The organism is Cyclobacterium sp. 10D3-21 (genome assembly GCF_055809755.1).
Genome location: NZ_CM147924.1, coordinates 519,287 through 533,750 on the forward strand (window position 1 = coordinate 519,287; position 14,464 = coordinate 533,750).

The following is a 14,464-nucleotide window of genomic DNA, read 5'->3' on the forward strand; positions in this document are numbered from 1 at the left end:
AGGTGATCTGGGCCCTGAGCCTGTCGAAGGGACATTGAAGTTTACCCTGAACATTTCTCAGGGTTCAACACTGCATTCAGACTAGGCTGTTCCAGCCGTCAGAATGCTTAGTTATTAGGCACAGTTATTTGTTTTTATAAATATATTTACTTTTAAAATATTTTTTAATAAACTCATTTTTATTTTCATCATCTAAAAATCGTTCCCTATCATGGTAAAGATGTTTATGAATAAATTCAATTCTTTTTACTAAATCATTACGTTCTTCTTCCAATTCTGATTTATGAATACTTAAATTATGAATGTATTCTTGAGATTCATTATTACTTAAAGAATCATTAAAAAGGTCATCTTTTTGCTTTTCTACGTCATATATTCTTTCACTAATCTCGTTTAATCTATCATGCAAATATTTATTTTCATCGTTCAGTTTTGCTTCATCGTTCAGTTTGTTTTCTCTTGAGTTTTTAAATCTTCTTAGTTCTTCCATTTCAGCTTTTTTCATTGCTTGAATCTCTTCTAATGCTTTTTGATTTACTTGCTCTTTTAGAAAACTTTGACCATAACTTAGAAATCTTTCAGACGAATACATGTGAAAATCTACATTTGCTTCTGTTTTTATTTCTTCTACAAGTTCTTGTCTGGGGCCCATATTTCTGCCATCTTTTATTTTCCACCACCAATCAATTTTACGCTCATCAGTAATTAAAATAATATCTTTAGCCTGTTCTTTTGCTTTATCAATAATTTGTTTCCATAAAACCAAATCCCCAAATTTTCTAACACCTTCTTTGTTTTTCTCGTCTTCAAAACCTGGAGGAATTTTTGATTTGAATCTTTCTTCCCCTTCTTTGTATATTTCTTGAAGCTTTTCTTTTGTATAAGGCTCAGTTATTCGGTTATTAAATAGATTTGATAATTTATTATAAATTGGATCATCTTTGAGAAAATCACTATATTTTTTTATACTTTCTTGTACTTCTGTACTAACATCTTCAAAAACGATATTTAGATTTTTGTCAACATTATTTGATAAAAAAGGAGGTTTATTGGTTGATTGAAGATCTTTTTGAATTTGCGATATCTTTTCCAGAAATTCTTTATAAGCTTTTTCTTGTTCTGCTATTACTTCATATCTATTCCTATTATATTCTAAAGCAGCTTGATTTGGTAACCATATTTGTTTTGAGAATTTACCAATCAAGTCAATTATTGTGTCTCTAGTAGAATCAGAATATCTATATAAATTTAACAATACATTTGTATCAAAAATAATTAAACCATCTTCCCAAATTTTTTTAATTTCGGTTTCTGATTTTTTGCAATATCCAGGAAATATGTTTTTCATTTTTATAATTGTGCCTAACGGTATTATGTATGGTTAGTTTCGTGTTTAAGCAACTAATTTAGTAAACAAAAACGAATGCAAGAAAATTCAGAATAAATTTTACAAATAAGCGACGACCAAAGCAATTAACTATACACGGTGTGTGTGCCTTGAATGGTGAATATAGGTCAAAAAGTTGACCGTTCCTACGGGTGAAAGTCCCTTAAGCGCGGGAGTCGTTACCCGAAGCCAAGCAAGTGGCAAGCTGGTTTGCCGTGAGGCATGCAGTGAAGTAAGCCAGACTGCGGTGTCTGTACTGACGAACAGAAACCATATACTGAGGCCATGAGGTCGGATGAGGTGCCACATCACGCTAAAGTCCAAGCCCCCGTTAGGGAGGAAGCACCGAAATGGTAGATATGGCAGGGATAGGCACAAGGATATTCACCTTACCGAGGGAGGTCTTGGAATAGACTCGGTTTCTATGAGCCAAGAAGTCAGCCGACCTGTGCCGTCCGAACGGTACGTCGTAGTAGCTGGAGAAACGAGCAGGGATTGCTTTAACCATACCCCTGATGGTCTCACAGAACAGTGAAGGACTGAACATTGGATTACGTCCTAATTCGATGAGGAGTACCTCTTTGGTGCAGCCTCATCTTAAGCAGGACTGAGCGTTAAGAAAATTCCCCTGAGGGTATTTTTAGTGAAGGGCCGGAATGTAGGGGAGGATCAAAATTGAATATGATAGAAAAAGTACTCAACCGTAAGAACCTCTACAAAGCCTACCGAAAGGTAGTGCAGAACAAAGGTTCGGCAGGGGTAGACGGCATGGAGGTCTCCGGTTTGTTTTCCTATATGGAAAACAACAGGGACAGAATCGCCACATCCATCCTCAACCATACGTATGTACCTAAACCTATCGAGGGGAGGACGATGCAGGAGCTTCGGGCCAGGTTTCGGGGTGGGCGAAGGAAAACGGAAAGATGAGACTACTGGGGATTCCTACGGTAGCGGACAGGTGGATCCAACAGGCGGTTAGCCGTGTGCTGATGACCAAGTATGAACTTACGTTTGAGGAATACAGCTATGGTTTCCGTCCGCAGAAGAACATCCACAAAGCAGTAACACAAGCCCTGAAATATAGGACCGAGCGTAAAGAAATTGTCTTTTAAGACAATTTTAGCGAAGGGGCCAGGCCGCAGGGGGCATGGCTATCAGGACATCGTGGACATTGACTTGATCCCGGTCAATCGGGATGATGAAGTAAACCATTCCATCCTACTACAGTTCATCTATCAACGGGTAAAATGCCCGACAACTCTCCGGCTTATTCGAAAATGGCTACGTGCACCCATCCAAATTGACGGAAAACTGCACAAACGTAGAAAAGGCGTACCACAGGGCTCCCCGATCAGCCCCTTACTAAGCAACATCCTGCTGGATGTTCTGGACAAGGAACTGGACAGGAGAAACCTGAAATATGTTCGATATGCTGACGATTTCAGCATCTACACCAAGTCAAAGACGGAGGCCAGAAAAGTGGGAAACGAGATTTATCTTTACTTAAGGGACAAGCTCAGACTACCTATCAACAAAGACGCACGAGCACGTGAGTGCGAAGTGGGCGCACGGAGTGCTGTGGCATCCGAAGACCCTCTAACTTCGAGTTGTTGGGACATGCATTTGTTCCTACATATAATAAAGGGGACAAAGGAGGATTGAGCGTAAAGAAATCTTTCCGTGAAAGATTTTAGCGAAGGGCCAGGCTGCGGGGGGCTTTGGTGGTGAAAAAGAACAGTTGGGAGTCGCTCAAACGTAAGCTCAAGCAGATCACCAAGAAAACCAAACCTTACAGCTTCGAGGAAAGGTTGAAAAAGCTGGCTGAGGTCTGGCGGGGATGGGTGAATAATTACCGCCCCTGACTATCTCAGGACAGGCTTGCCAGTATCCACGCCAAGCTGAAAGCCATTGATGAATGGCATAGAAACCGACTTCGATATTGTCTCTTGTCCCGGTCGACCGGGAGAAAAATCCGGAGCGAAAACGTAAAAATCTGATTCGACTTGGGGTTTACCAAGACCATGCTTACGCATGGAAGGACCGAGTGTAAAGAAATGACCTCTTTAGGTCATTTTAGTGAGAGGCCAGATGGCGGGAGGGTAGAAAAGGCGGATAGGCAGAAGCTCAGAGTCCGATTCTGATTACTACGATCACTTTGTCACGCCTAAGAAGAAAAGGATATGAATCCATGCTTTCCTATTACCTCAAAACGCAACCTAATAATCCGGGAACTGGGGATAACCGTAAATAAATGATCTTTTATGATCATTTTAGTGAAGTGCCGGAATGCAGGGCAGGTACGAGGCCCCCAGTCGACTGTGTAAGAGGTGCATTCCCGAAGGGTTTCGGGACAGGCTGTGGGCTTATGGCTCACGGCCGTCTACTCGATTAGCAACAATTTACCATTTTTTAATAGCTTCACTAAAATATTTGTCTCCTTGTAAATAAACTAAATCATTATTTCTTTCAACTCTGAAATCTATTGGCTGGTTCAAAATTTCATCATTTGACCAACTGTTAAAACATTTCTTCAAGAGTTCAATATCTGAATCTTCTGTTAAGTCCATGTCAAGTTTGTACAGTTTTTGTAAAAGGCCTTTAATTTCGGGTGTGGCTTCACGATAAGAATGAATCATAGGTGACAATCTAATAAATCGTTTATCAATATCCTTAACATCATCTTTTAGCAAAAACATATAAGCTACATAATTTGCCCAATCAGGTGGTTCATACAAAATGGTAGTAGCTTGATTTAATATGGTTTTTGAGAAAAACTCTAACTGATGTTTTAGTCTCCAAAACTTTAATTTCTTTCTTCTCTCTTTTTGGGTTATTTGTTTTATTTGAAAAAACCGCTTTTTATCATCGTCTGACATTAGTTTATTACCAGTACCAATAGAAATCACCTTAATGTCATTTAAATTTATTCCTTCCTTAACTGCTTCAATTACTCCTGCGGTTACAGGGTTATTAAAACCTCCTAAAGCACCATCCCATAGTTCATAAAATATTCCTGAGTTTTTGGCCTTGAACCTAGCTGGAAAATCAAAGTACTGAACTGGTGCATTTGATGACCCATGAATTGCTTGAGTCATTCTAATTGAATCATACATTTTTCCTTTGCCATATGAGTTAAAAAACTTAGCTCTATTATTTAGAGCATCATAGGTGCAAACAATTAATTTTAAAGACTCTTTTCCAATGAATTTAGGTAATTCGCTCATCTGTCTTTTATCCAGTTCTGGAAATAATTTTTTAAAAGCATTACCTTTTTTTGGTGAACTATATTTTGGCCCAAATTCTTTGAATAGTCTTATATAATCAATAGGGAAAAATCTGTCTTTAAACCTATTTTTGTCAAACACTTGTTCTCTAACTTCTCGTTTGTCAAACAGAGTAAGAGCTTTGTCTATTGTCCAGTTTTCTGCAAGGGCTGCAAGAGCTATACTTCCTCCAGAATTGGCAATTATCATATCGAAATTGCGTAGGATTTCATGACCGTTAGCATTCCCATATTTGTATCTTAATGTAAGTAATTGAAGAATAGCCCAACTTCCACCACCATCTAAAGATAAAATTTTGTATGTCATAATTCCTATGTTCAATGTTCAAAAATTGTTGCCAACATTTTTATAAAGCTATGTTCTATCAAGCGAGTTTCGTATATATGAACTATGTACCTAGCTCCTTTGCTTTGTTTTTTCCTGTCAAATTAAGGATTCGGTTAAAGAATCTAAGGGGAGACTACATTTTTATTGGAAACGGCCATAATATGACTGCAAATCTCCGTCGTAGCAGAGCTGCTAAGCGCTGGCCCAAGCATGGCATTATCCTGTGCCGAGTTTCATTGGTTAATTTGATGTTTTCATTTGGTCTAGGTTCACCTGGAGAAGAAGCATGAGCAAAAACGTAAAAACCTTATTAAGTTGGGAGTAGAACTGGGACAAGTATATGCTTAGAAGGACTGAGCGTTAAGAAATGACCTCTTAAGATCATTTTAGTGAAGAGCCAGAATGCAGGGTAGCTACGAGACTTCCGGTCTCCCAAGATGGTACTTTGACAAGTTCAGCAGAACTGTGAGAGACACTACACTGGCCTAAGGCTCACGGCCGCCTACTCTATTATAGCCACTTCTTTTTAACCTAATCGTCAGTAATTATATCCATATGAGCATTCCCGATATAGGTTTTTTTAGTACCAGGGTTTCTCCATTCAAAATTAGCCTGAACTACATCACGTTTAGGCTTATACACTGCTTCTCTATACTTTCGGGTCCCATCTTTACTTGTGAATTCAAAATAGCCTGGGTGTTTATCGTAAGGTTTCCTTGTTGGATTTGGGCCTACCCAATTCTCTCCAATAAATTTAGATTTGGCAAGCGATCCAGGTTCAAAGTCAAAAACTCCAATTGTTTTAGCACCCATTCTAAATTCTCCTATCAATTTCCCAAGTTCAGGTCCACTTATTACTCCTAAATGTTTGTATACACTTTCTGAAAACTTTTGTGAAAGTTTACGAACAGGAGATGTTGCCGCTGCAGTTCTTATTGTGCCTTTTCCGAGCTTCAGAGCAGCTCCGGCTGGGACAAACCACATAATAGTATCAGATGCAACTATTCCTATAATTTCAGCTTTACCTATATCATTTGCATTCTTGAAATCATTCCAATATGTTACAAACCCTTCTCCAATTGCGTACATTAAATTACCAAAACCATTTTCAGCCACAAAATTTATGGTGGCCTTCAGCTCATCAATTGTTTGAACTATATTAATTAAATCTTTGAATGTTTGAATTACATTGGTAACAGCAGAGTCCGTTCCTGCTCTTATTAAATCGATTATGTTTTGTTGGGCACTTATCTCAGCTGCTAGTTTTGCTTCTTCATTTGGATCGATAGGTACACCATTTTTAACTTTTTCATAAAGCTCTTTTTGTTTAATGCTTAGCATCCTCTGCAGTACTGTTAGATTTTCTGAATTATAAATCCAAGCTTTCATATCCTCTGAAAAGTCTATGGAGTTAATCATGTCTTGTAATTCCATATCTCTCATCCATTGAAGTTGCTCCTCAGTCACAATTTCTTCTGAAGTCGGAATTCCTGAAGGGTTTCCTTGTGAATCTGTTAATCTACATTTAGTTTCGTCAGGTCCTTTTGTACACTCCAACCCTCCTTCAACACAGTCATCATCTTCCGAAGGATTTTCTGGTGGTTGTTTCCCACCGCAAGCAATCCAGTTTATGGGTTTTAAAATTATGTTATTTATAGCTTTATCCAAGTCAGACCCGAAATCTCTTCTCATATACTTCTCAAACTCCGGAGCTTCTTCTTCTAAATAGAGATTTATCTTATTTAATCCATCTCCGATAGTATTAAAAAGGTCTTCTCCTCCTGTTCGTACCGCATCAAAAATATTGACTACAGGCTTGCCAGCTTCATTGATAACATTTCCAGCCGAATCGAATACACCTCCTAATTCTCTTGCGATATCACTTGGATTAGGAATTTTGATCGGGTTTATTTTAATCCTAAATCCCAAGCCTTTGGTATTTGATTCTTCCTCAATAGAAATATGTTGATATTCTATTGCTTCAAACCGTTTTACTATTGCTTGAATATCATTAACTCTATTATTCCTTATATCTCTTAAATACTGTCTATCAAGAGAATTATAAGCAGATAAAACATTAGGTAGCTCATCAATTTCAGAAATACCATTAATGCTTTGTAAATAAGAGGAACTTATTCCTTTTGACATCAGGTCTTTACCACTTACCTTGTCAAAAAGTGTCCCTTCATTTTTAAATATTGAAAAAATGTTTTCATCAGTAATATCATTAAAAAGTTCCTTCTTTCTTTTTAAGGTAAGAAATAGTCTTTCTTTAGTTTTTAAATAACCTTCTATACTTCTTTCAAGCCTTTCGCTAAGTGTATTACGATTATTTACGTCACCAAAAAATGAATTTTTGTAAACATTGTTTAAGTCTCGACCTCCATGATAATCCATCTCTTTTTTGAGATCCTTATTCTCTGTTTTGTCGTACATATTTTCCCAGTATTCGCTGTGATTATGTGCAGTATCAAGTAACTTCAACAGCTTTAAGTGTTTCTCAACAGTGTCTTTTTTAGCAATTTTCCTATCAAGCTCTTCAAGATTTTTATAAGTTTTAATGAAATACTCTCTCACCTTACTTATGTTTTCTATTTCCTTAGTATAAAAAATATCTACCTCTTCTTGATAGATATCTATACTATATGGAGAATTTCCTGATAGCTTAAAAATCAATTCATTCAGAATATAATTTTTATTATCACCTTTCAATTTTCTCACTAAAAATTTTCTAAAATCACCTTGTTTAGGGTTTACACTTTGATCAAAATTAAGTCTTCCTGTTTCCTCAACAAAAACTCGTTTTATGTTAGGATTTGAAATATGACTTGCTAGCTTGTTTAAAAAAAAAATTCTTTCTGCCAGATTTTCATCATTTCTCTCCATATCTGTACTTTTTACATAAAACTCAATGTATTTTTTGTTTTCAAGTAGTTCTTTATAACTATTTTTTAATAATGTTACATCGTATTTTAGAGCACAGTATCCATCTTGAATTATCATTCCATTGCACGCATCATCTTCTGATTTGATTAAAATTGTTTTATATATAGGATTGACCCATCTTGTGCCTCCTAAGTCTGTGATTAAATCTAAATTTTCAAGACCGATACCCCGTTCATTTAGTTTACACATAATGAGCCCTAATATTGTTAATTCTTTTTCCTGTTCCTCTATATCTAATTGACCTAAAACCTCTGGAATATTTTCAAGGTCTGTTATTTCTTTTAAAGAACTACGGAATTCTATATGAGAATGAAGTTCCAGAAACTCTTTAATAGATATAGTTGCGTATTCGTAGTTGTTATTAGATAAATATAGTTTTACTGAGAGATATGTGTCGAAATAATGCTCGCCCAGTTTAGGTTTTATAGTGTTTACATATTCTTCCCTTTCTTGGCTATTAGTTAAACTTAAAAGTTGCTTTTGCTCATCTGAGCTCATCAATACAAGTTTGTAACTATTTTCTAGCATTATTGTAAAGTATTAATTTACTATGGTTTATTAATGTATTTCAACTTAATAAAAATGTTTAATAAATACACAGTAACGTCGGAAGTTTTTTAAAGAAAATTTTAAAATTGTGTTTTGTGACGGTATTTATTATCTTATATTAAGTTTTAATGATAGATGATTATTCTATTTACTTAAATGTAAAGCAATCTATAAACTTAAAAAAGTGTCTAAAATCCGCTCTAAAATTCTTTTTCTAATGGAAATGAGGCACAAAAAATAAAACCTATACATTGGAAATAAGGACCGTTACTTCATTAATATTTTGACGGTTAAAAAATAAAATGGGGTAAACTATTTTCCGTAGTAACATTAACCAACCCTCTATGAGGATACTGAGTCTGTGAATGTTTCATTGAGGTTTCCTAAGCTTGTCGAAGAGTTTGATGCCTCAGATTGCTTAGTTTTATTAATAGTTATTATTCGGATTGTATTCTATATAGTTCTAGGTAGTTAAGATGGCCAGCCATTTTATTCTTCTCTTAGATACTCGCTTCACATGACTTGATTAAATAATCACGAGCTGTATTCTCTGTAAATATTCCAGGATCAATCAGGTGTTTAAATTTCAGTAAATAGCCGAAATGCAGGGAATGTACAAGACTCGTGCAGCCTGCCCTGTTTTTCACAGGGGTCGACCGGGAGGGTACTTCGCCAAGCTTTGCCGTACTGTGAGGGGGTCTCTTTCGAAGGGTAGGGACAGGCTTTAGACTTATGGCCTGCGGACAACCACTCGGTTAGCAGCAGTTACATTTCAGTTTTTTTCTTAGCTACTATAAAATAGCTGGAGGCACCTTTATAAATTTTCTCGGAATCAACTGTCTGAAAATTTCCTTTGGCCATTAAATGATCTATGTCGGCGCTTTTCAGTATTCTAATCGGAATGGGGATTATTCCAATTTTACAAAGTACCTGAACAAGTCGAATCTGCAAGCCCACTACAAATGACAATTTGTCTCCTAGACTGGGGGTCACTGAAATAAATAATCCATCAGGTTTAAGTAATTCGTTTATTCTTTTCGTCACCTTTTCAGGATTAGGGATAGTATGCAGCATATTGAATGCTAATACTCTATCAAAAGACTCTTTTCTCAGGTTTTCATCGAAAATATCCCCTTGAGCGAATGTTACATTTTTGATGTTTTTTTCAGCTGCTTTTCCTTTGGAAATTTCGATCATTTTCGATGATATATCGATGGCATAAATCTCTTTAACGGCATTGGCAATCTCGCAAGCCGTTGTGCCTGTTCCACAACCATAATCCAATACTACATTAGCGCTTTCTATATGTTTTTTAGTATTTTCCCTTGATTTTTGATGGATGTACTCAAACCGTTCTTCTGTTTTATCGTAATTTTTTGATGCATTGTCCCAAAAACTTTTCGTCTTACTCATTCTTCTTGTGTTTAAAAATTAATGTTTCAGCAAAGTTCCTAAGGGTTTGGGACAAGCGTCCTACACAAGGGCTCAATTAATGTTCATTTTGGCTCAACCTGAAATCTAAAGGCGAAATACCAAACCTATTTTTGAACGATCTCGCAAAACTGGAGGGATCAGCGTAGCCACATTCGTAGCAAATTTCACCTATTGGTTTTTGAGAATGAATGAGTAGTTTTTTCCCTCGTTCTAATTTCTTCTCTTTTATATAGTTCGCAGGAGAGTTGTTGTATATTTCCCTGAATTTTCTTTTAAAGGAAGCAAGACTATTATTTGTCATGGCAGCCAAACGGTTCAAATTTAAAGGTTCATATAAGTTGGCTTCGATAACTTCTTGAAATGAAAAAATTCTATCTGAAAATAAACTCCTTGCGATTGCATTTAGATTGGAAGATTCCTGAGTTTGCAGAAGTAATAAGACGATCTCTTTTAGTTTAACTGATAAAATGTCTTCGTTGAGTGCATTTTTGTGATTGAATAAGTCAGCTACATTCAAAAAATAAGCGCTCACTAAAGCTGAGGCGTCTTGTTGAGCAATGTCTTTTTTTAATGGGTGTTTGAGTTCTTTCCAAAATTTAGGTTTTTCGTAGTTGAAAACCTTTTTTAGAACCTCTCTATCAAAATGAACAATAATTGTACTTATAAAAGCTGTTTCTATTTTTGAAAGGGAATTACCTACTGTTTTTCCGCATAGAGAAAGTATAACGCTTCCTTTTTCAGCTAAAAAACCTGAATCTGTTAAGTCTTGATTATCCCCCTCAAGAATATAAGCAAAACAAGACTCGGCAGGTAAATCCAATTCCCTATCAATCGACAAGGGTAACTTATACCATGTAAACAATGGTTTTTCAAAGAGAGCAATTTGATTCATTTCATTGGGCATGTCGTTTCTCTATGTGCTCATTTCTTTTAGGCTTTCTCTTTAATTGGTGCTAATGGCAATATAAGCGTAGTGCGGGATTTCGAAGCACTTACTTCCAATTCATCGTAAAGGTTCTTGTTTGAAAGATATTCATTTTTAGACGTGAAGCCCGCATTACGTATATAAAATGTTGTGTGCTGTGTTCTTTTCATTTCAATGTTGCCAACCTTCAATCTTATAATTTTTTTCAATCAGTTTTCTTTCTTTTCCCATATCGGAAAAATACCAAACTTCAAATCTTGCCGCATATGGTTTTCCAAAATCTCCTTCATAAATCGTAAAATGGTCTTTAGTACTATATCTTTTGACATCATCAGTCAAGTTTCCAACTCTAATAGAACTACTTTCTGTTAATCGCTCTTTAGATAATCTGTCGTTCTGAGTTATTTCATAAACTTTCAAGAAAACATTACCGCTATCAATTTTCCCCATCCATAAGTCATACTCATAAAGACCAGGTTGAAACGATTTATAAAGTTCAAAATCAAACTTTTTTCTATCTACTTGTAAAGTGCTGTCTCGTCTATTACTCCACGCGTCATCAACTGGTTCATAAATCGTAATATTGGTAGGAATTACTAAATTATCGGCATAATGATCAGGCAGCATTTGGTCAGTAAAAAATTGAGCAATTGCCAAAAGGAAAAAGCCAAACACACCAAGTCCAAAAGTCATTAATGTTAAAAAGGCAAACAGCCATTTTTTCTTTTTCAGTTGATAAATAATTGAAATTAGAAGTCCAAGTAGTCCAACGGTAAAAAGGTAGAATGAATAGTCATTGAGGGTATGGCTTGGTATAATTTCACTAAGTCCAAAAACAATAGCTGTCAACCCGAAAAAAATCAAAGGTCTCCACCATTTGTCAAAACAACATCTAAAAAACTTAGTCATTCAATTTCTTTTATTGGTAGTCATCTTTTCATAGCACACACGCTCAGTATAAGATGCCGTAGCTGACGATAGGAAGCTATGCATTCTTATATCTTGTTGGCGGTAGTTTTTATTTATTCGTTTTGATTTGCGTCATGAATTTCTTTGTTGTCATAGTAAATATGTTCAGGAGTTCTGTTTTCTATTGGTTTTATAAAACCGTATTTGAATCGAGATTCGAACTCTTCCACCGAAATGGATTTGAAATCCTCAATATCATCTTTATCTACTCCACCGAAAAGGCTGCCTGTAATATATCCATGCTCAATTTTATCTAGATTGACTCTGGTTGTTTTCGAATCAATGGCAGTAATGGTCGCCACGGCTGTCACATCAATTCTACCCTTAGATATGTCAAAGTGCAAGTAAAAAAGGCTGTCCGATAGATTTTTCTCTAAAGTATCACTGTACGCATGTCCTGGCCGAATTAAATTGAAAAGGTCTGCCTTGCTTATTTGCAGCTCGTATTCCTCATTCACAGTTAAGTTCAAATCGACTTTTTCTCTCGGTAATGTTGTTGCCCAAATTGCAAACAGAGTAAGAATTCCTATCGGTATTTTCAAATACCTGCTAATTTTTTGCTCTGTTGAAATCTGCCTTTGAAAGTAACCAAATGACAGTGGAAGAATGAATAAAGCGAATAAGTCAGTGTAGTCAACTACTCGGTTAAATCCAATTCCAATGTTCTGAGCCAAATTGATTACTTCTTGTGAAAATGGTGATTTCCAAAACACGAATAGAGCAGCTGTTCCGATATAGATTGTTTTAGTCCATTTAATTCGAAGACTTGATAAGAAATATGGAAAAAGGAAAAGTCCTGCTATGTCAGAGAGTTTACCTGTCAAAAAGTTCGAGAACTCATATTTCAGATAAAAGTCATTTAAAAGCAACAACCCCAAAGCCAAAATGAACAGTGGTCTTGATAATATGTCTGGTCTTGAGAGTCTCATTTTAATTACAGCCAACAATTGTATATATAAATGTTTCGCTGGGGAATTGCGTATATATCGACTATGTGTCCAGCTCCCTTGCTTTGTTTTTCCCTGTTAAATTAAGGGTTTCGGTTAAAGAATCTAAGGGAGAGATGACATTTTTATTGGAAATAGCCAAAAAGGACTTGGCAGTTAGGGCATTTTGGTTTTAATAGTGGTTTAGAAATAAAACACTAAGCATCAATTAGCATTACGGGACAGGTATGTCCAAAAGGTAAAAATAGCCGCTAAAAAAAGGAACCCTAGGACAGAGAATAACTGAAAATCAGTAGATTTTTCAATCTACCAACGCTAAAAAAAACAACGGAGAATACCATTCCCCATTGTAAGCCTAATTCCCAACACCCTGAACCGGTCCCTGAGCCTGTCGAAGGGCCGAAGGGCCAGCCGTCAGAATGCTTAGTTATTAGTCAACGTATTTTTTGATAATCATTGCCGAACAATGACCTCCAAATCCAAAACTGTTACTTAAAGCATAATTAACTTTTTTCGAAGACTTTTCTCCTAATGAAAGGTTTAATTCCTTCAGAATATTTTTATCAATTTCTGTTGTATTGATTGTTGGTGGTATCAAATCTGTTTTCACGGATAAACAAGTCGATATTGCTTCTATCGCACCTGTTCCGCCTAATAAATGTCCAGTCATAGATTTAGACGCACTAATTTGTACTTGGTCAATATTTGATTCAAATAGTTTTGTGATTGCTTTAATTTCAGATAAATCTCCTAAACCAGTTGATGTTGCGTGTGCATTTATATAATCAATTTCATTTGGTGTTATTTTGGCTTCTTTTATGCCGTTTTCCATTGCTAAATATGCTCCAAGTCCTTCGGGGTGGGTTCCAGTTATATGATAAGCATCTGAACTTTCTCCACCACCAATGATTTCGGCATAAATTTTCGCATTTCTTTCCAATGCCGAATCAAGACTTTCTATAATTAAAGTTCCTGCACCTTCTCCAACAACAAATCCATCTCTATTGGTATCAAATGGTTTTGAAGCTGAACTGTAATTTTCATTATTGGTGGACATTGCTTTCATAGCGTTGAAACCTCCAATTGATGATTCTGTTATTGGTGCTTCTGAACCACCAGCGATAATTATATCTGCCTTACCTAATCTGATATAATTAAAGGATTGAATTATGCTTTGTGTTGATGAAGCACAAGCAGTGACAGGGCAATAATTTACACCTCTTAATCCGTGGTTAATTGAAATTATACCAGACAAACCATTGGATATTATTTTTGGTATAAAAAACGGATTAAAACGAGGGTTAAAATTCCCATTTGTATAATCAATTATTTCCTTTTCAAAAGTTTCAAAGCCACCAATGCCACTCGAAAAAATTACACCAATTCTATTGGTATCCAAATTTGAAAAATCAAGATTAGCATCTTTTATGGCTTCTTCAGCTGAAATTAATCCATATTGACTAAACCTATCCAATTTTTTAGCTTCCTTGCGGTCAAAATAATCCAAGGCGTCATAGCCTTTTATTTCACAAGCGAATTGAGTTTTGAATTTGCTTGCGTCAAAACGGCTTATTTTATTTGCTCCCGAAACGCCTTTCAATAGATTTTCCCAATACTGTTTCACATTTTTTCCAATTGGCGTAATTGCCCCTAATCCTGTTATTACTACTCTTTTCATATTTATATGTTTTAATAT

At 35.9% G+C, this 14,464-nt stretch carries 12 protein-coding genes; 4 read left to right on the forward strand and 8 right to left on the reverse strand.

Going from position 1 to position 14,464, the window contains the following annotated elements; all coding sequences use genetic code 11:
- Window positions 1-124 precede the first annotated feature (124 nt).
- Window positions 125-1,348 (reverse strand): PIN-like domain-containing protein, encoded by a 1,224-nt coding sequence (locus AC0L7T_RS02365; RefSeq protein ID WP_473340875.1) that lies wholly within the window; start codon window positions 1,346-1,348, stop codon window positions 125-127.
- A gap of 720 nt (window positions 1,349-2,068) precedes the next feature.
- Between AC0L7T_RS02365 and AC0L7T_RS02370 the strand changes: the two genes are divergently transcribed.
- From AC0L7T_RS02370 to AC0L7T_RS02385, 4 genes are all read left to right on the forward strand, one after another.
- Window positions 2,069-2,314: a hypothetical protein gene (locus AC0L7T_RS02370; RefSeq protein ID WP_473340876.1), complete on the forward strand. Its 246-nt coding sequence runs from the start codon at window positions 2,069-2,071 to the stop codon at window positions 2,312-2,314.
- Window positions 2,311-2,499 carry a hypothetical protein gene (locus tag AC0L7T_RS02375; RefSeq protein ID WP_473340877.1) on the forward strand — a complete coding sequence of 63 codons (189 nt, stop codon included), beginning with the start codon at window positions 2,311-2,313 and terminating at the stop codon, window positions 2,497-2,499. The genes AC0L7T_RS02370 and AC0L7T_RS02375 overlap by 4 nt, the downstream gene beginning before the upstream one ends.
- Window positions 2,489-3,049, forward strand: a complete 561-nt coding sequence (locus AC0L7T_RS02380; protein ID WP_473340878.1) for a reverse transcriptase domain-containing protein — start codon at window positions 2,489-2,491, stop codon at window positions 3,047-3,049. The genes AC0L7T_RS02375 and AC0L7T_RS02380 overlap by 11 nt, the downstream gene beginning before the upstream one ends.
- Window positions 3,050-3,111: 62 nt before the next feature.
- Window positions 3,112-3,249 carry a group II intron maturase-specific domain-containing protein gene (locus AC0L7T_RS02385; RefSeq protein WP_473340879.1) on the forward strand — a complete coding sequence of 46 codons (138 nt, stop codon included), beginning with the start codon at window positions 3,112-3,114 and terminating at the stop codon, window positions 3,247-3,249.
- A 537-nt stretch (window positions 3,250-3,786) separates the two neighbouring features.
- Here the strand turns inward: AC0L7T_RS02385 and AC0L7T_RS02390 are convergent.
- From AC0L7T_RS02390 to fabF, 7 genes are all read right to left on the reverse strand, one after another.
- Window positions 3,787-4,977, reverse strand: a complete 1,191-nt coding sequence (locus AC0L7T_RS02390) for a patatin-like phospholipase family protein (RefSeq protein ID WP_473340880.1) — start codon at window positions 4,975-4,977, stop codon at window positions 3,787-3,789.
- Window positions 4,978-5,529: 552 nt separating this feature from the next.
- The gene (locus AC0L7T_RS02395) at window positions 5,530-8,472 is read right to left on the reverse strand and encodes a hypothetical protein (RefSeq protein ID WP_473340881.1); all 2,943 of its coding nucleotides are present in this window, start codon (window positions 8,470-8,472) and stop codon (window positions 5,530-5,532) included.
- Between the two features lie 786 nt (window positions 8,473-9,258).
- Complete coding sequence (locus AC0L7T_RS02400) at window positions 9,259-9,906, reverse strand: class I SAM-dependent methyltransferase (RefSeq protein ID WP_473340882.1); 648 nt, start codon at window positions 9,904-9,906, stop codon at window positions 9,259-9,261.
- A 76-nt stretch (window positions 9,907-9,982) separates the two neighbouring features.
- Window positions 9,983-10,819, reverse strand: a complete 837-nt coding sequence (locus AC0L7T_RS02405; protein WP_473340883.1) for a helix-turn-helix domain-containing protein — start codon at window positions 10,817-10,819, stop codon at window positions 9,983-9,985.
- 204 nt (window positions 10,820-11,023) lie between these two features.
- Complete coding sequence (locus AC0L7T_RS02410) at window positions 11,024-11,761, reverse strand: hypothetical protein (protein WP_473340884.1); 738 nt, start codon at window positions 11,759-11,761, stop codon at window positions 11,024-11,026.
- A gap of 113 nt (window positions 11,762-11,874) precedes the next feature.
- Window positions 11,875-12,750, reverse strand: a complete 876-nt coding sequence (locus AC0L7T_RS02415) for a hypothetical protein (RefSeq protein WP_473340885.1) — start codon at window positions 12,748-12,750, stop codon at window positions 11,875-11,877.
- Window positions 12,751-13,198: 448 nt separating this feature from the next.
- The gene (gene fabF, locus AC0L7T_RS02420; protein ID WP_473340886.1) at window positions 13,199-14,446 is read right to left on the reverse strand and encodes a beta-ketoacyl-ACP synthase II; all 1,248 of its coding nucleotides are present in this window, start codon (window positions 14,444-14,446) and stop codon (window positions 13,199-13,201) included.
- Window positions 14,447-14,464: the final 18 nt, after the last annotated feature.